The 17,293-nt window shown below is 43.4% G+C and carries 14 protein-coding genes and 1 pseudogene; 9 read left to right on the forward strand and 6 right to left on the reverse strand.

The features are described from left to right. Nucleotides 1-21: 21 nt before the first annotated feature. Nucleotides 22-654: a DUF1003 domain-containing protein gene (locus V7K84_RS11945; protein ID WP_334838273.1), complete on the forward strand. Its 633-nt coding sequence runs from the start codon at nt 22-24 to the stop codon at nt 652-654. Nucleotides 655-685: 31 nt separating this feature from the next. On the opposite strand, the gene crtH is transcribed toward V7K84_RS11945, so the two are convergent. Beyond that, a complete protein-coding gene (gene crtH / locus V7K84_RS11950) occupies nt 686-2,176 on the reverse strand; it encodes a carotenoid isomerase (RefSeq protein ID WP_334838275.1) in 1,491 nt (496 codons plus the stop codon). A gap of 435 nt (nt 2,177-2,611) precedes the next feature. Here crtH and upp point away from each other — a divergent pair, with 435 nt between their 5' ends. The 3 genes from upp (at nt 2,612) to V7K84_RS11965 (ending at nt 4,095) form a co-directional block, all read left to right on the forward strand. After that, nucleotides 2,612-3,262: a uracil phosphoribosyltransferase gene (upp, locus tag V7K84_RS11955; protein WP_292740824.1), complete on the forward strand. Its 651-nt coding sequence runs from the start codon at nt 2,612-2,614 to the stop codon at nt 3,260-3,262. Between the two features lie 75 nt (nt 3,263-3,337). Beyond that, nucleotides 3,338-3,691 carry a hypothetical protein gene (locus V7K84_RS11960; RefSeq protein ID WP_094348734.1) on the forward strand — a complete coding sequence of 118 codons (354 nt, stop codon included), beginning with the start codon at nt 3,338-3,340 and terminating at the stop codon, nt 3,689-3,691. Nucleotides 3,692-3,816: 125 nt separating this feature from the next. Further along, the gene (locus V7K84_RS11965) at nt 3,817-4,095 is read left to right on the forward strand and encodes a YggT family protein (RefSeq protein WP_069070457.1); all 279 of its coding nucleotides are present in this window, start codon (nt 3,817-3,819) and stop codon (nt 4,093-4,095) included. Nucleotides 4,096-4,265: 170 nt separating this feature from the next. Here the strand turns inward: V7K84_RS11965 and V7K84_RS11970 are convergent, their stop codons facing one another. Next, the gene (locus V7K84_RS11970) at nt 4,266-4,697 is read right to left on the reverse strand and encodes a biotin carboxylase (RefSeq protein WP_334838277.1); all 432 of its coding nucleotides are present in this window, start codon (nt 4,695-4,697) and stop codon (nt 4,266-4,268) included. Nucleotides 4,698-4,837: 140 nt separating this feature from the next. Between V7K84_RS11970 and V7K84_RS11975 the strand changes: the two genes are divergently transcribed. Continuing rightward, complete coding sequence (locus tag V7K84_RS11975; RefSeq protein WP_334838278.1) at nt 4,838-5,473, forward strand: hypothetical protein; 636 nt, start codon at nt 4,838-4,840, stop codon at nt 5,471-5,473. A 124-nt stretch (nt 5,474-5,597) separates the two neighbouring features. Here the strand turns inward: V7K84_RS11975 and V7K84_RS11980 are convergent, their stop codons facing one another. Continuing rightward, nucleotides 5,598-5,894, reverse strand: a complete 297-nt coding sequence (locus V7K84_RS11980) for a hypothetical protein (RefSeq protein ID WP_334838280.1) — start codon at nt 5,892-5,894, stop codon at nt 5,598-5,600. Between the two features lie 460 nt (nt 5,895-6,354). Further along, nucleotides 6,355-6,765 carry a universal stress protein gene (locus tag V7K84_RS11985; protein WP_334838292.1) on the reverse strand — a complete coding sequence of 137 codons (411 nt, stop codon included), beginning with the start codon at nt 6,763-6,765 and terminating at the stop codon, nt 6,355-6,357. An 89-nt stretch (nt 6,766-6,854) separates the two neighbouring features. Between V7K84_RS11985 and V7K84_RS11990 the strand changes: the two genes are divergently transcribed. Together V7K84_RS11990 and V7K84_RS11995 are read left to right on the forward strand one after the other, a co-directional pair. Next, nucleotides 6,855-8,057, forward strand: a complete 1,203-nt coding sequence (locus V7K84_RS11990; RefSeq protein WP_193948422.1) for a phosphoglycerate kinase — start codon at nt 6,855-6,857, stop codon at nt 8,055-8,057. A gap of 87 nt (nt 8,058-8,144) precedes the next feature. Further along, complete coding sequence (locus tag V7K84_RS11995) at nt 8,145-8,762, forward strand: NUDIX hydrolase (protein WP_334838282.1); 618 nt, start codon at nt 8,145-8,147, stop codon at nt 8,760-8,762. 299 nt (nt 8,763-9,061) lie between these two features. Here V7K84_RS11995 and V7K84_RS12000 read toward each other — a convergent pair whose 3' ends face one another. Both V7K84_RS12000 and V7K84_RS12005 read right to left on the reverse strand, forming a co-directional pair. Beyond that, nucleotides 9,062-11,242 carry a serine/threonine-protein kinase gene (locus V7K84_RS12000; RefSeq protein ID WP_334838284.1) on the reverse strand — a complete coding sequence of 727 codons (2,181 nt, stop codon included), beginning with the start codon at nt 11,240-11,242 and terminating at the stop codon, nt 9,062-9,064. Between the two features lie 51 nt (nt 11,243-11,293). Further along, nucleotides 11,294-12,985 carry a serine/threonine-protein kinase gene (locus V7K84_RS12005; RefSeq protein ID WP_334838286.1) on the reverse strand — a complete coding sequence of 564 codons (1,692 nt, stop codon included), beginning with the start codon at nt 12,983-12,985 and terminating at the stop codon, nt 11,294-11,296. 178 nt (nt 12,986-13,163) lie between these two features. Here V7K84_RS12005 and V7K84_RS12010 point away from each other — a divergent pair, with 178 nt between their 5' ends. Both V7K84_RS12010 and V7K84_RS12015 read left to right on the forward strand, forming a co-directional pair. Further along, entirely contained in the window at nt 13,164-14,678 is a 1,515-nt protein-coding gene (locus V7K84_RS12010) for a phenylacetate--CoA ligase family protein (RefSeq protein WP_334838287.1), read from the forward strand. 252 nt (nt 14,679-14,930) lie between these two features. Beyond that, nucleotides 14,931-17,293, forward strand: a pseudogene (locus V7K84_RS12015) (calcium-binding protein); the annotation flags it as partial.

The raw sequence follows: 17,293 nt of genomic DNA on the forward strand, positions 1-17,293 counted from the left end.
AGTGCTACAAAAAACCTGTCCATGTTTTCCCAAGATAAACCAAATCCAAAAGATTCCCCGCAAGTATCATCTTCAGCACCTTACCAAACCATTTTGCCCACTGCCCCATTGCCGGAAGCGATTAGTCAAAATATCGAGACTATTATTGCCCTGCACAGACGTTATGAAAAAGACGTACCTCAACATCAACGATTTGTAGAAACAGTAACAGCCTTTTTTGATCGTCCGGTATTCCTATATAGTATCCTGTTAGGAATTATTCTGTGGGTAACACCCAATGTTTTACCACGACGTTTAGGAATAACAAGATTCGATCCACCGCCATTTTATTGGCTACAATTTTCACTGACCGCAGGTTCCCTGTTAGTCACAACAGGGGTGTTGATAAAACAAGAGCGTCAGGAAAAATTAGCAGAGCAACGGGCGCAACTTAGCCTTCAGCTTAACCTGCTTTCTGAGCAGAAAATCGCAAAACTTATCGCTTTAGTTGAAGAATTACGCCAAGATATTCCCAATGTCAAAAATCGCTCCGATCCGCAGGCCCAAATAATGAAGGAAGCTGTCGATCCGCAAGCGATTGTAGATGCGTTAGAAGAAACTTTAGCATCAGAACTAGCTAATTTTCAGAATAAAAAAACACTAGATCAGCAGTAACTATTCCTTTAATTGCTTTGATTGATGCACGTTAAAATCCTAAATCTACGGCAATACGGTGGGCGCAAGCAAACCCAGAAAACGCGACTGCATTCAACCCTTGACCCGGAAAGGTACTATCCCCTACACAATAAAGTCCTGAAATAGCTGTGCGATTAAAGGGCATATTTAATAACCCCCATAACTTGCGCCGAGGAATTGGCCCATAAGTGCCATCCTCACGACCCAAAAAGCGGCGATGGGTGCGCGGTGTCCCCACTTCTAAATAATCCAATCCAGCATCTAAACCCGGAAAAAGCTTCTCTAGGCGGTCAATAATTCGCCAAGCTGCCTTTTCTTTTTTTGCTTCGTACTCACTCACAGAAAGTTCTTGCCAATCATCAATCCAGTGAGGCGTGAAGGCATGAATGATGTGATATCCATTTGGTGCTAAATCTGGGTCAAGCAATGTGGGAATCGAAACAAACACTGTGCCTTCTGCTGCTGTCATCTTTTCCCAGTCTTCCAGCAAAATATGGTGACACTCTGTCCCCGCAGGTAAAACTGACTCCTTTACTCCGATGTGCAAACTCAAGAAGCTTGGAGATTTTTGGTAGTTTTGTTGCCATTTTTTCTCATTATGTGGCATTGCTTCTGATGGTAATAATTGTGTAAATGTATCCCAGCGTGTAGCATTAGAAACTATGCGTTTACCCCGATATACTTTACCATTAGCCAGTTGCACACCTACCGCTTTTCCCTGTTCTGTAAGAATTTTGGTGACTCTAGCTTGGTACTGAATCTGACCTCCAGCCTTTTCTAGACCTTCCACTAGTTTTTGAGCAATTTGCCCGACTCCGCCTTTGGGATAGTTAACTCCGCCATAATGCCTGTCAGAAAAGACCATTCCAGCATTAATCATTGGTGTCATGTCTGATGGAACCACCGACCAGCAATAACATTCCATATCGATAAATTTCAATAATTGCGGGTCTTTGATATAACGCCGCGCCACATCCCCGGCATTTTGAGGTAGATACTTGGCTAAACCGAGACACGCCAAAGGATGCTGGAAAAATACCCGCAGTAAATACCGAGGTTCTTCCAGCGACAGCAAATCCATACTGTTGAGGCACTTGAAGACTTTTTGACATTCGTCATAAAAGCGACGAATCCCTTGTTCTTCATGGCGAAAATGAGCAATAAGATTTTGCAAAAATTTTTCATAAACCCGGTCAACCTTCAAGTCTAAACCTTCGGGTAAATGATAGTGAATCTGTACCGGATCTGCGATCGCTTCTTGACTGACATTTACACTTGATAATGCACGGGTGAGTAAGTTGGTAGTACCGTTCTGTCCCAGTCCAAAAATCATTGACGCACCAACATCGAATCGATAGCCTTGGCGTTCAAAATAACCAGCACTACCGCCTGGAATCAAATAACGTTCCAGTACCAGCACTTTCGCTCCCTTCGCCGCTAACTGGGTCGCTGTTACTAATCCGCCAATCCCAGATCCAATTACGATTGCGTCATTTGTCATTTGTCCTTTGTCCTTTGTCCTTTGTCCTTTGTCCTTTGTCCTTTGTCATTTGTACTGAGCGTATCGCTAAAGCGAAAGCTCCGCTAACGCGTAGCGTCTGTCTGCGACACGCTGCGCGAACGTAGAGAAGTATTAGTCCTTTGTCTAGAATCAATCAATATTTAATTTAACTAATGACCAATGACAAATGACCAATGACCAATCAAAAAAAAGAGGGACGAGCCTGCTACTGCTGGCTAATCCCGTCTGCCGATCCTTAAAAGAGAGGAGAACACTTTATAAGAATATAGTCTTGATTGAGAATATATGTCAACTACTAATGAAAAAATTTATCAATAAAATTGAGATTGTTAATTTTAAGCTGTCAGCCGGATGCAGGAAAGAGTATTATGGTGTTTCAGTTCTTATACAATAAAAAGGCGCCTATTTCTGGCTATGACGCTACAATTGCGCGTTTATGTTCCACCCCATCCCCTGATTAAGCACTGGCTAGCAGTTGCCCGTGATGCAGGCACGCCTTCAGTATTGTTCCGCAGTGCCATGACTGAGTTGGGAAGATGGCTGACTTATGAAGCTGCACGAGACTGGTTGCCGACTCAAGAAACAGCAGTACAGAGTCCCTTAGATACCTGTCCAGCAACGGTGATCGATCCGCAAGTCCCTATGGCAGTAGTGCCGATTCTGCGGGCTGGGCTAGGATTACTAGAGGGAGCGCAGACTTTACTGCCTTTAGCATCGATTTACCACCTTGGCTTGGCGCGAGATGAAGAGACACTGCAACCTCATTGTTATCTGAACAAGTTACCAGAAAAATTTGACCCCGAAACACGAGTGTTAGTTACCGATCCAATGTTGGCAACCGGAGGGTCAATGATGGCAGCAATGGCAGAATTGACACAACGGGGCGCTGACCCAGCCCTGACGCGGATTGTTTGTGTAGTAGCGGCTCCACCAGCTTTGCAAAAATTGAGTGAAGCTTATCCAGGTTTAATAATTTACACCGCTACTATTGACGAAAAACTGGACAGCAGGGGGTATATTGTACCGGGATTGGGAGATGCAGGCGATCGCATCTTTGGGACTTAAGCTAGTATGCAGCTAGGGCAGGAAAATAGCATAAGTACTGTAAAAGTTGCAAGGTTTGTTGAAGGCGGTAAAGATATGAGTCAGCGAGATGGTTTTGGCAGTGGTTTTGTAGCAGGGGCGTTTGTTGGTGGCGTATTTGGCGGTGTCATCGGAGCGCTGATTGCTTCTCGACGCGATCCAGAATTGCTAATAGAAGAGGAGACAGAACTGACAGATAGCCAAGTCGAAGCTAAGAAAATAGCAGCAAAGCGGCGTCAGATGAAAGCCTCAGAAAGCGAAAGCATCGGCATAGAAACGGCCAGGCGATCGCTAGAAGATAAAATTGCCCAGCTAAATGCCACAATTGATGAAGTGCGAAAGCAATTGGGAAATGTTAATGGCGGTTCACCCCAAGCAACCAATGACCGCTCCCTCACTAAAGACTCCTGAAGTTTGTTCAGGCGTGGTGAAAGTGTCAAGTGTGGTAAACGTGAAATCCGCAAACACCATGACATGGACTAAATTAAAATTAAAATAAGACCGCGTTTGACACCTAGTAGGAAACAAAGCTATCCATGAGTTTACTGATTACGACACTAGTTACCTTTGTCACCTTTTATAGCTATTTGCTAATTATCCGGGTTTTATTAACCTGGTTCCCGACAATCAACTGGTATAACCAGCCATTTGCCGCTTTAGCCCAGATAACCGATCCTTATCTGAATCTATTCCGCTCAATTATTCCCCCATTAGGCGGTATGGATTTTTCACCGATCTTAGCTTTCTTAGCACTCAACCTAGCTGGAGAGTTTCTGAGAACCCTAACTCGTCTACCATTCGTACAGGGATTTTGATTACTACCCTAATAAAAACTTTTGTAGAGACGGCAAGTGTAAAAGCGTCTCTACAATTTTTATTGCGTATAAATTATATAGTTGTATATTTTAACACCCCACAGCAAGCGAAGATGGCGAGATAAAGCACAGCTTTGGCAGAGTGAGATTCTATTTTACTAAACATCATATTACTTACGCACTTGACCGCTAAACCCGGCAGCCTTGAACTGTTTTAGCTTCAACGGAGTAGGCTGATTCGCAGGTACAGAAATTCTCAATTCAAAATCGCTAACACCTGGTGGCACCTCGGTAATAGAGCCTAAGCGAGTGCGGTTTTGCATCACCGAGTCATTATTGGCATCATAAATGCGTCCAAAAATATCTGCGTCGTAGACTGTTTTATTAGTGCCATTTTCTGCTTTGCCAATGACAAGAAAACAATTGGCAGCCGCGCTACCACTACTGATAACAGCCCCTTGTGCTAGTTCTGGCGGACAATCTTTATAGGAGACATCAAATAGTTTAATCTGTGTCAGGGCTACAGCTGGGGGAATAATCACCCACGAGAGAAAGGTAATGAGGCAGGAAATAAAAACGACCGTGAGTGAACGCAACCGCATAAAAGACCCCGTGATTTAATCTAACAAACAATACAAGACTTACAACCTCAGCTTACCTTGATTTAACTACAGGGTGATTGGAGACTTGAATTTAACATTTGTAATAATTAGGGGAATAACCCCTCAATTGCTATGAACTTATGACTCCAGATGAGATTGAAGTAGCTATGTTCGCAGCCTTCAATGATTGTGATGCAGCAAGCTGTCCTCTCACTGACACGCAAAAACAGATATTACTGCAAGTGGTTGAGCAAATTCAGGGAAATTCTACCTCTGGGAAGTCAAATATTGCTAATCCTTTAGACGAACTTACCCCAGAGGAGTTAGAAGCATTTTTACAATTTGTTAAGGATGAAGAACAACGCAACCGCACTTGGAAAGTGCAATTACTCAACGACTGGTTGCTGGAAAATGACTCTGGAACGGTACAATTTATTCGCCAACGCTATGGTTTGCAGTGGCTGAATCGGGTTGAGTCATATCATTTTGACAAGTATTCTTATTTTGAGGATGCACTGAAGTTAAGAGTAGGCGATCGCATTGAAATTTCCAATGCACTATGGGAATGGGTGCAAGAAGATGGGCCTTGTAAGCGGGAATGGTTTCCCTGTATGGTGATTAAGGTCGAGGAAATTAGCGATGTCTACGACGGGCGTAGATGCAGCAATGATTCCTCTATTAATTGCGTCGTCCGCTTCTTCAATGGCGCTGAGTATGAAATTCAAGGAATGTATGAATGGAATCGCTATAACTGGCGCTGGCCTCAAAAGGAGTAAGGAGTGCTGAGTTTTTAATACTTGTGAATGCTGCAAATCAAATCATTGCCTGAACAACGCCCAAGCCAAAAACCTCTCAGTATAATACAACGCTAATTGATTGCTCACACCGTTGAAAACAGCATCAAATATCGCCATCGCGGATATCAAGATTCAAATCCACAAGGGCGTGAAAAGAACCGAAAACGCGATTGAGATTCCGTGCAGAGATGGCAATTTTCGCCTTTGCAAGTTCAGAGAATGCCAAGCTTTTAACTCGCGGAAATGGCAGAGATTTTGGTAGAGAACCTTTCTGGCGTAATAGGGTGGTGAAAACGTTTTCTAGTGTGGGTGATTCGGGTTGAATTTGAGCGAACTGCACATTGTTTTGAGTTAAGCGATCGCACCGAGCAACTAATTTCCTTCTTTTAAGGGGAGCCACTGCGGTCTTTTCCCAAAGGGAGAGGCTAGCGCCAAGAGGTCTCCCCTGAAGCACGTGGCGTGGATTTAGGAGGATCTAAAACTTTTAATACCGACAAGAGGACTTTTCAAATATGCTCTAAGCTCGACTTTATCCAAAATTAAGAAGTCGGTTTTCTTTATCCAGCAAAAACTCTGGCTTTTTGGCAAATACTTTTTCCACGCCACAAATTATCGGTGAAGTCGAAAAGGCAAAACTACTGTCCTACAAAGGTTTTAGCTTCAGTTTGAGCGTTGCCAAAAAAAGGATAAAGTCGAGCTAAGGAGACAGGAGGCAATAATGCTTGGTTAAGGCTAAAAACTTGATGCCTTTATTTAGCACCAATAAATCTAGGACAACCTTTCTCAGCCCCCTTTTTATAGCAACCGCAGAATCTTTTTATTAGCGATCGCACTACAACTTAGTATTGAGCAACACACTGCTAAGGCACAATCAACACTGGGCAAGGGGAAAGGTTAATCACGCGAGTGGTAACACTATCATCTGCTCCCTCTTCAGTCAAACCTAGCCCCCGACAGCCCATGATAATTAAATCTGCCCCAATTTCATCAGCAACATCGCAGATCGTAAAAGCTGGTTTGCCTCGCCTTTCTAAGGTTTCAGATTGAATTCCTTGCCCAGAAAATAAAGATTGGGCATTTTCCAGCAATTTTGCAACTACCTCTGGCGACACCATCGGATCGTCGGCACTAGGCGCGTCTGGAAGTGGTTCTTCTACCACAGACAGCAGTATCAAGCGACTGCCGTACTTTTTGACTACGTTGGTAACAACATCAGCAGCTTCCCGCGTTTCCCGGCTTTGATCGATAGGAAATAATACCGTCTTAAATATATCTGTCACTTGGGTACCCCTGACTCCGGTAAAATCTTGATGGTTCTACTTTCAAAACAATAACAAAAAGGCAATCAGGAGAGTTTGGTGTGTCCAAAAAAAGTTTAGCAAGTTTATCTTCGGCTGATATCTCTGGGAAACGTGCCTTAGTGCGGGTTGACTTTAATGTGCCTGTGGACGACCAAGGCAACATTACTGACGATACTCGCATTCGCGCCGCTCTACCAACCATCCAAGATTTGACGCAGAAGGGAGCTAAGGTCATTCTCGCCAGCCATTTTGGCCGTCCCAAGGGTGTGGATGACAAATTACGCCTAACTCCCGTTGCCAAGCGTCTGTCTGAGTTACTGGGGCAAGAAGTCATTAAAACTGATGATTCCATTGGTGATGAAGTTGCAGCTAAAGTTGGCGCGTTGCAAAATGGCCAAGTGCTGTTACTGGAAAATGTCCGTTTTTATAAAGAAGAAGAGAAGAACGACCCAGAATTTGCGAAAAAATTGGCAGCTAATGCTGATTTCTATGTAAATGATGCTTTTGGTACTGCACACCGCGCCCATGCTTCTACAGAAGGTGTGACTAAATTCCTCAGTCCTTCTGTGGCTGGATATTTGGTTGAGAAGGAATTGCAATATCTGCAAAATGCCATTGAAAATCCCCAACGTCCTTTAGCGGCAATTATCGGTGGTTCCAAAGTTTCTAGCAAAATTGGCGTGATTGAAACATTGCTAGAGAAGTGCGACAAGCTGATCATTGGTGGTGGGATGATTTTCACCTTCTACAAAGCCCGTGGTTTGAATGTTGGTAAGTCTTTGGTGGAAGAAGACAAACTGGAACTAGCGAAGTCTTTGGAAGCTAAGGCTAAGGAACGTGGCGTTGCTTTATTGCTGCCCACAGATGTGGTATTGGCAGATAACTTTGCCCCTGATGCCAATTCTCAAACCGTTAGCATTGAGAATATCCCCGATGGTTGGATGGGTTTAGATATTGGGCCAGACTCGGTGAAATTTTTCCAAGAAGCCCTTGCAGATACCAAAACGGTAATTTGGAACGGGCCAATGGGTGTGTTTGAGTTTGATAAGTTTGCAGCAGGTACGGAAGCGATCGCTCATACCCTCGCTGAAATTGGTAAAACTGGCACAACTACCATTATTGGCGGTGGTGACTCAGTAGCGGCTGTGGAAAAGGTTGGTTTAGCCGACCAAATGAGCCACATCTCCACCGGCGGCGGCGCTAGCTTGGAGTTACTTGAAGGCAAGGTGTTGCCTGGAATTGCAGCTTTAGATGATGCTTAATACAGACGTTACAGCAATTTTCAGGTAATTAAACCATCGTTAGGGGCGCACAGTTGTGCGCCTCTACTGTAGATAGGAGAAAAAACTGTGGAAACCAAATGGCTGGAATGGGCACAGAAGTTACAAGCGATCGCTCAAAATGGTTTGACTTATTCTGAAAACCCTTTTGATATCGAACGCTATAAGCAATTGCGGGCGATCGCCACAGAAATCATGGCGAGTTACTCAAATGTAGAACACACTTATGTCCTCGATTTATTTAGCCGTGAACTCGGATATGCAACTCCCAAAGTTGACGTGCGGGCAGCAATTTTCCGTGACGATACTATATTGTTAGTCAAGGAACGGGTAGACGGCTGCTGGACTTTACCTGGTGGATGGGCTGATGTTGGCGAGTCTGCCAGTGAGGTAGTTGTAAAAGAAGTATATGAAGAATCGGGATATCAAGCACGCGCTATCAAACTCTTAGCAGTCTATGACAGAAACAAACAAGGACATCCACCATTACCGTTTTATGTCTACAAGCTGTTTTTTCACTGCGAACTTATTGGTGGTTCTCCATCATCAAGTATTGAAACTGAAGAAGTAGGTTTTTTCCCTGAAGGTGCGTTACCAGAACTTTCTCTCGGACGCGTGACACCAGCACAAATCAATCGACTTTTTCAACATTATCGCCAACCAGATTTACCGACAGACTTTGATTAGCGTTGTTTTATTTATGGCTTTCACGAGATAAAAATTAGAAACCTTTGTAGTAATAAGTTTTTATAAATCTATGCGTAGGTTGGGTTGATGAACGAAACCCAACACCAATAATCCTTGATTTTGTTGAGTTTCACTATTGCTCAAGAAAGGTTTAGGTGTAGTGCATACAGATTGAAAGACACTACTACAATAAACTTTTTGGCATTGTTGGGGAAAGGGTAAAGGTATGGAATTTTCCCTTAACCTTTAACCTTTCCCCAACATTTTTAATTTTTAATTTTTAATTCCGCCTTGCGGTACTAAGGCGTTGTCTCAGGAGTTGGTATTGGTGTAGGTTCAGGTTCAGGTGTGGAGGTTTCAGTAGGCGTGGGAGTTGGTGTCGGCGTAGGTGTCGGCGTTGGCGTGGGAATTGGTGTCGGCGTGGATGTTTCTGTGGGCGTTGGTATTGGTAATGGGGGAGCGGTGGGATTTTCGGCTGTAATAGTGAGTTGATAATCTACTGGTTTCGTTGCTGTGGAAACTACAACAAACTCATAAAATCCATTTTCTGGTAATTTAGTTGACAAACTACGCTTGGTAGAATCTTCTAAAAATCGAATTTTGCCAGAGGGTGAATAAACTGATAACAAAACTTGGGAATTTGCTTCTAGCTTCAAGTCTAGAGATTGGTCTTTGGCAAGTCCAGCAATGAATACTTTACCAGTTCCAGGTTGCAGAGTACCGCTGACTGTTTTGCCAGTAGCCCCAGGATCGAAGACAAGTTTCTGGAAAGCGCTACCGTCAAGGATTGCACTGAGTCGATCGCTAACAAATCCGTACCAAACTTGTCCAATGGGCTGACCTTGAAAACTTTTACCCCGCTGCTCAGGAAATACACGTAAAAATGCAGTATCTCCCAAATCATACAAAGAACGACTACCAACGTTGATTTTGTTGACTGCCACTTTCCAGCGATCGCGTTCAGCAGTTGTGTAAGTTCCCAATTTTTGGCGGGCATTATTACTCAGTGGTGCAAGCTTTTCTAGTAATTCTGAAGCTGTTTGATCCCACTCTGCCCGCAAACTCTCATCTTCAGGGCCATTGCTGAGAGTACGTCCTCGTAAACTGGGATTTCTATCCCAAAAAACTTGATTCACCAAGTTCACGTAGAAGTTAGAGTCAATACCCAACTGTTGACGGCGATCGCTTAATCTTTCTTTGCGTTCTCGTTCTGCTGGCGAATATTGCGCTAAAGGATCGGTTGGTTGTTCGCTAGTTGGAATGGGGCTGGCTGTAGGATTAGGATCGACTTGCCCGACATCTCGTCTGCCATTCAATCCCCACCAAATTAATCCCACACTCCCAGCGACTAGCGCCGCCACCAGGAAGGTTTTTGTTGGTGTCCACCAGGAGGAAGAGGGGGAAGATGAGGGATATGAGGGATATGCAGGGGTTGGGGAAGGTGGGGGAGGTGGGGAGACGGCGACGGTGGCGGATGTGGGTTGTGGTGGAGTGGGATATTGAGTTGGCGGATAGTTCGCTGGGGGTGAGTTGAGGGCTTGGAGTACTTGACGGGCTGATTGATAGCGATCGCTTGGTCTAGCCGATAGCATTTTATCTAATACCTGTGCCAAATCTTGACTCAGATTAACTTCCCGTCGCCATTGCCAACTGAGAGTATAGGTATCAATTAATTCTTGGGGTTGTTTCCCTGTCAGTAAAACCAACATTGTTGCGGCCAAAGCATACAAGTCGCTGTGGGGAGATACTAACCCAGTTTGCATTTGTTCTGGGGGTGCAAATCCTATTTTGCCTAATAAGGTTGGTGCTGGCGGAGGTGCAACCATACCGGGTTGGTAATATTCGGAAGCTACGGTTGCTACTACTTGTTTGACACCGCCAAAATCAATTAAAACTGGCAGTTTGTCAACAGTCCGAAGCATTAAATTATCTGGAGAAATATCTCGATGAATTACTCCTAGTGAGTGGATGTATTCCAACACTGGCAAAATTTGCTGGAATAATTGGCGTACTTCCGCCTCTGTAAAGCGCAAACCCTTTTGTATCCGGGTATTTAACAAAGAATTGTAAGTTTCCCCTTCTACATAATCTTGCACCAAAAACAGATATTCTTTGCCCCCTAAATTTAGCCGCAGCAGTTCCCGGAAGCGGGGAATTTGGGGATGTTGCAGTTTATAAAGAACACTCGCTTCTCTCTCAAACAGTTCTTCAGCTTTTTGGACAACGTAAGCGGTTTGAACTTGGGGAGAAAATTCTTTTAAAACGCAAAGTTCGCGGAAACGGTTGACATCTTCAGCTAAATAAGTGCGTCCAAAGCCACCTTGGCCAATTTGACGCACGATCGCATAGCGATCGCCTAAAGTCAGTCCCGGTTGTATACCATAACTCATGGGCGTATCCAACAAATTTTCGCCACACTGGAGACAAAAGCGACTACCTGGGGAATTTTCATGTCCTTTAGAACAAAATATTTTTGTCATTTGTCATTTGTCATTTGTCATTTGTTATTAAGTTACTATTCCCCAGTCGCCTTATTTGCCAGATTGTACTTTACTGACTCGATCGGCTGCGATCGCATACCAAATTTGACCAAAAGTCTGTTGATTGAGTTTCCTACGCTGTTGATCGGGAAACAAGCGATCGAATTTTTCATTGGTGTCTTTGGTCAACCGATCGATTGTATAGTTCCCAAACTGTCCCGATCGCGCTTGTTGTCTCCATGTATCGTAATCTTTTTGACTATAGTTCCCCAATTTCCGACGAGCTGCTGTACTGAGGTTAGCCTGTTCTAGTTTATCCAATAAATTATCGGCGATATCAGACCATTCATCTCGTAAACCAGCATCTTCAGATTTAGATGTCAGGCTACGTCCTTTTAATTCTGGTTTTTTTGTATAAAATAAATCATCTACTGTGCGAATAAAAAATCCTTCAGTAATTTCTAACTCTTGACGACGACTGATAATTTTCTGGAGGTCGCTATTTTTTCCTTTGTCGCCGGCTGGTTTTCCAGTTGGAAACTGTGGGATTTGCGGTAATGAAGGTAATGAAATTGATGGGATGGTGATTGAAGTTACCGCCCGAATGGCTGCATTTCCCGCCGCTAAAGTTAATCCAACTAAAGCCGTTATTCCTAAACTCATCATAAAAGGGCGAATCCAAACAGGGAAAGTTCTCGGTTTAGCAATCGCTTGCGTTTGCCTCTGGAATCTACTCACAACAGCACTGGCGTGTTGTCTTCCCGGAGCAACGACCATCGTCTTGATCTTGGTGCTAATATAATTGCCTGGAGATTTAGTTGCAGTTGGTGATGGTAAATCTCGGAGAATTTGCTCGGCTCGTTGATAGCGATCGCTCGGTCGATAAGCCAGCATCTTTTTTAACACTGCTTCTAGTTTGGGACTAACTTGGATTTCCTTTCCCCACCTCCAAATTCCCTGATAACTATCGTATAGTTTCTGCGGTTCTTTACCTGTGAGTAACACTAATGTTGTTACTGCCAAAGAGTATAAATCACTACTAAAAAATGCTTTGCCCTGCCGTAGCTGTTCTTCTGGAGCGTAACCTTTTTTACCCAGCAGAGTGTTATTTCCAACCAACTTGGTGCGCCAAAAACCTTGAGAAGCTGGCAATTGTTTGACACCACCAAAATCAATTAACACTGGCAAATTATCAGAACGCCGCCAGATTAGATTATCGGGAGAGATATCACGGTGAATTACATCTCGTGAGTGGATGTATGATAAGACAGGTAAAATCTGTTGCAGGAGGGTGATTACTTCCTCTTCACTAAAGGTTTTTCCTTGACTTTCCCGCTGTTCTAATAACTGGTAGTAATTGTCACCATCCACATAATCTTGCACTAAAAAGAAAAAATCTTTACTGCCTATCTTCACTTGTAGCGAGGCGTGAAAACGCGGAATCTGTGGATGCTGGAGTTTTTTTAGGACATTCGCTTCTCTCTCAAATAACTCTTTAGCTTTTTGTAAATCTTGATTTTCTTGTACTTGGGGTGCAAATTCCTTCAGCACACAGGTTTGATGGGATTTATTGATATCTTCCGCCAAATAGGTGCGTCCAAAGCCGCCCTGTCCTAGATGACGGATAATTTGATAGCGATTATCCACAACCTGTCCCACAGCAAGAGGTAATGGTTCACCACAATGGGTGCAAAAGCGGTTACTACCATTATTTGTGTGTTGTTTACTGCAATAGAGCTGCATGGTGCTGAAGGATAAATTAAGGTTTTATTGAATGACTACAACGCGCATACCCTCATTTTCGGATATTCTACGAATTAAGAATTACGTTAGCGCAGCGTTAGCGACGCAGGAGCGTCATTACGAATTACGAATTATTTTAAACGGTGTTGATTCTACTTCAGGATAAACAACAAGCGTCATGAACGGCAAATCAAGACAGCAGCAGGTAATTAAAGCATTTGAAGATTTTTTGTCTACCCCCCTAGAAACTGTACTGCAAAGGCATCTCGACACTCAAACTTCGCCAGCTTTGAGTTTATTTCACGATGTGGCGGCGAATGTACCGGCCTACAAGGCGTTTTTAGCAGAAAGGGAAATTGATCCCGCGACTATTCAAACTTTAGAGGAGTTTCAGAAACTACCAGCGATCGCTAAACAAAATTATATACTGCGTTATCCTCTAGCTGACTTGTGCCGTAACGGACAACTAGAAGCGTGCGACATGATAGCTGCTTCATCAGGTTCTAGTGGTAAACCGACATTTTGGCCTCGTTTTTTCACAGATGAACTCCAAATCGCCACACGCTTTGAACAGATTTTTCACGATAGTTTCTATACAGACAGCAGACGTACCCTAGCAGTGATTTGTTTCACTTTAGGCACTTGGGTAGGTGGAATGTTTACTACTAATTGCTGTCGTTATCTTGCTAACAAAGGTTATCTCATCACTGTAATTACTCCTGGTAACAACAAAGAAGAAATCTTGCGAGTTGTCGAAGAATTAGGTTCAGCATTTGAGCAAGTGGTGTTATTAGGATACCCGCCATTTTTAAAAGATGTGATTGATACTGGTATCGCTCGTGGTGTGGAGTGGCAGCAATATCAGATTAAATTAGTGATGGCGGGAGAAGTATTTAGTGAAGAATGGCGGAGTTTGGTTGGCGAACGAGTTGGTTCGCGAAATCCTTGCTATGATTTTGCATCACTCTACGGCACTGCGGATGCGGGAGTTTTGGGTAATGAAACACCGTTAAGTATCTGTATCCGCCGCTTTTTAGCAATAAATCCCGATGCAGCGAGAGCTTTATTTGGAGAATCGCGTTTACCCACGCTAGTACAATACGATCCTTTCAATCGCTTTTTTGAAGTTCAAGATGGCGGATTGCTGTTTTCGGGAGATAACGGTATTCCCTTAGTGCGTTATGACATCTTAGATACTGGCGGGATAATTAGTTATGATGCCATGTTGCAATTTTTAGCTGAATGGGGATTTAACCCGCTTGAAAATCTTCGTTCTGATACTCAAGAATTAGCTAGAGGTATTCATCAGCTACCTTTTGTTTATGTCTTCGGTCGTTCTAATTTTACAGTTTCTTACTTTGGTGCAAATATCTATCCCGAAAATGTGACGGTGGGATTAGAACAACCAGGAATTCAAGAATGGGTGACGGGTAAATTTGTGTTGCAGGTGAAGGAAGATGGTGATAAAAACCGATTTTTATCTGTGGTTGTGGAATTAGCAGTAGGGGTAGAGGGTAGTGAAGATAAAAAGCAAGCGATCGCATCTTCTATTCTTTCACAACTGTTACGCCTAAATAGCGAGTTTGCTAATTATGTTCCCGCAGAATATCAAACACCACAGGTTACATTAGCGCCAATGGGTGATTTTGAATATTTCCCGATTGGTGTGAAACATCGTTATACGCGTCAATAAGACAATATAGAATTAATTTTTGTTAGAAGCGACACGTGGTAGAGTTACACAGATTTCCTGCTACCAATAAGAAAGTTGTACAGTGCATAAGAGCTAGAGGTGTATTTCAAATGTGTAAAAACATAATTTATCATTGTAAGCAGTATCCAGATAGCTAGATAAGTGCTACTTACAAGTTGCTCAACAGGGTGAATGTTGAAATCAAAAATGAAGTTACTCAGAAAATCGATTTAGATTTCAGTAGGTATAAATATGGCAATTCTCAATGGTACTAACAGTAACGATACCCTCAATGGGACAATCAGTGATGACCTGATTAATGGTTTAGCAGGTGACGATAAACTATATGGTAACGGAAGCGACGACACCCTAAATGGTGGCACTGGTGACGATATCATCTATAGTGATTTTTCTAGTAATAGTTATGAAATATTGACAACTGGTGGTGGCGGCAAGGATAAATTTGTTTTTGAGGTGTATGACGATTTATGGGGTGGTACTAACACTACCATTACCATTACTGATTTTGGTGGCATTGGTAAAGGCTCAAACCCTTCATCGGCGGTGATTGCCAAAGTGGATACCTTGCAATTTACAGGTTCTAAGGAATTAACTGCGAGAAATCTGCTGTTAACTCAAAATGGTAACAACTTAGAAATCATCTTTGATAGCGAGGTGGTTGGGAACCAAGTTGTTGTTCTGCAAAACTTTGCCTTGGAAAACCTGGACAATTTAGCCCAGGTTGGCAATATCCTATTTGATGGGCAAACTAGCATCACCGACAGTTTTGATGTTTTTGATGCCAACTCCACCCAAAGCACTATCTTCAATAAGAATACAGTCACCTTCCTTAACGACCTCTCCAACAATGTCAACGGCTTTGACAACTCAGATGATGTAATCAATGGTCAGGGAGGTGATGACATCATTAACGGCAAAAGTGGCAACGACATGCTGAGAGGTGGCACGGGCAATGATACTCTCATTGGAGGTGATGGCAATGATACTCTCATTGGAGGTGATGGCAATGACACTCTTGACACTGGTGCGGGAAATAATACCCTAAACGGTGGCGCTGGTGACGATTTCTTAAATATTAAGGATTTGATAGGCGATTATGGTTTCGGTTTCGATGCTAGCGATCCAAAAGCCAATAACTTGCTCTTTGGAGGTGATGGCAATGATACTCTCTTCGCCTATGACATCTATGGTAATAGCACCCTCAACGGTGGCAATGGAAATGACACATTTTATAGTGGTGCGTATAACATCACTTATAGTGGTGCTGATTCGCTCAATAAAATTTTAACTGGTGGCAGCGGCAAGGATAAATTTGTTTTCCAGCGGCACGTGTTTGATAGTGGTACTATTACCATCACGGATTTCGATGGCATTGGTAAAGGCTCAAACCCATCAGCAGCAGTGATTGCCCAAGCGGATAGCTTGCAATTTAGAAGAACTGATTTTGATGACACATTAATTGTGAGAAATCTGCAATTAACTCAAAATGGTAACAACACTGAAATCACTTTTGAAAGTGCGCTTGCTTTCAAAGTGGTCTTGCAGAACTTTGCCCTAGAAAACCTAGACAATTTAGCCCAGGTCAGCAATATCGTGTTTGATGGGCAAACTAGCACCACAGATAGCTTTGATGTCTTCGATACCAACTCCACCCAAAGCACCATCTTCAACAAAAACACAGTCACCTTCCTTAACGACCTCTCCAACAATGTCAACGGCTTTGATAATTCGGATGATGTAATCAATGGTCAAAAAGGTGATGACATTATTGACGGCAAAAGTGGCAACGACCTTTTGAGGGGTGGCGCAGGCAATGATACTCTCATTGGGGGTTTAGGTGACGATGTTCTATCGGATAATTCCGATTTAACAGGCGATAATCTGCTCTCTGGGGGCGATGGCAATGATTCTCTTGATGCCTCTCCCACCCTCATTGGACTCGGCCCTAACGGATACTACTTCTATGGCTATGTGTCTGGCAATAACACTCTCAACGGTGGTGCTGGTGACGATACCTTGAGTGCTGGCTTGTCAACAGGCGATAATCTGCTCTCCGGGGGCGATGGCAATGATTCTCTTGATGCTAGGGGCTTCTACGACTTTGAATTCGGAGTCTTTGGCACTTCTGGGAATAACACGCTCGATGGTGGCGCTGGTAACGATACCTTAAATATTAACTATGCATCAGGCAATAACCTACTAAAGGGAGAAGATGGGAATGATTATCTCTCTGCTTCAAGGAAGGACTACATCCAAGGCTATGCTCCCACTGGCAATAATACTCTCGATGGTGGCGCTGGTAACGATACCTTGAATGTTGACTCTTCAATAGGCGATAACCTCCTCTCTGGGGGCGATGGCAATGATTCCTTCTATGTAAGCAGCGGTAATTCTTATGATAGTAGCTCCTCTAACTTCGTGACTCAAACGGTAGATGGGGGGGGAGGTGAGGATTTATTGTCTGCCAATTATGGTGGTTCTGGAGGAATCACAATGATATTCAATGCCACTACTAACATTGGCTCAATTACGGCAGGCACGAATCGGGTTAGTTACAAGAGTATCGAACGATTAAATATCTCAGGTACATTCTT

Origin of the sequence: Nostoc sp. (genome assembly GCF_036917315.1) — a bacterium.
Classification (GTDB): Bacteria; Cyanobacteriota; Cyanobacteriia; order Cyanobacteriales; family Nostocaceae; genus Nostoc.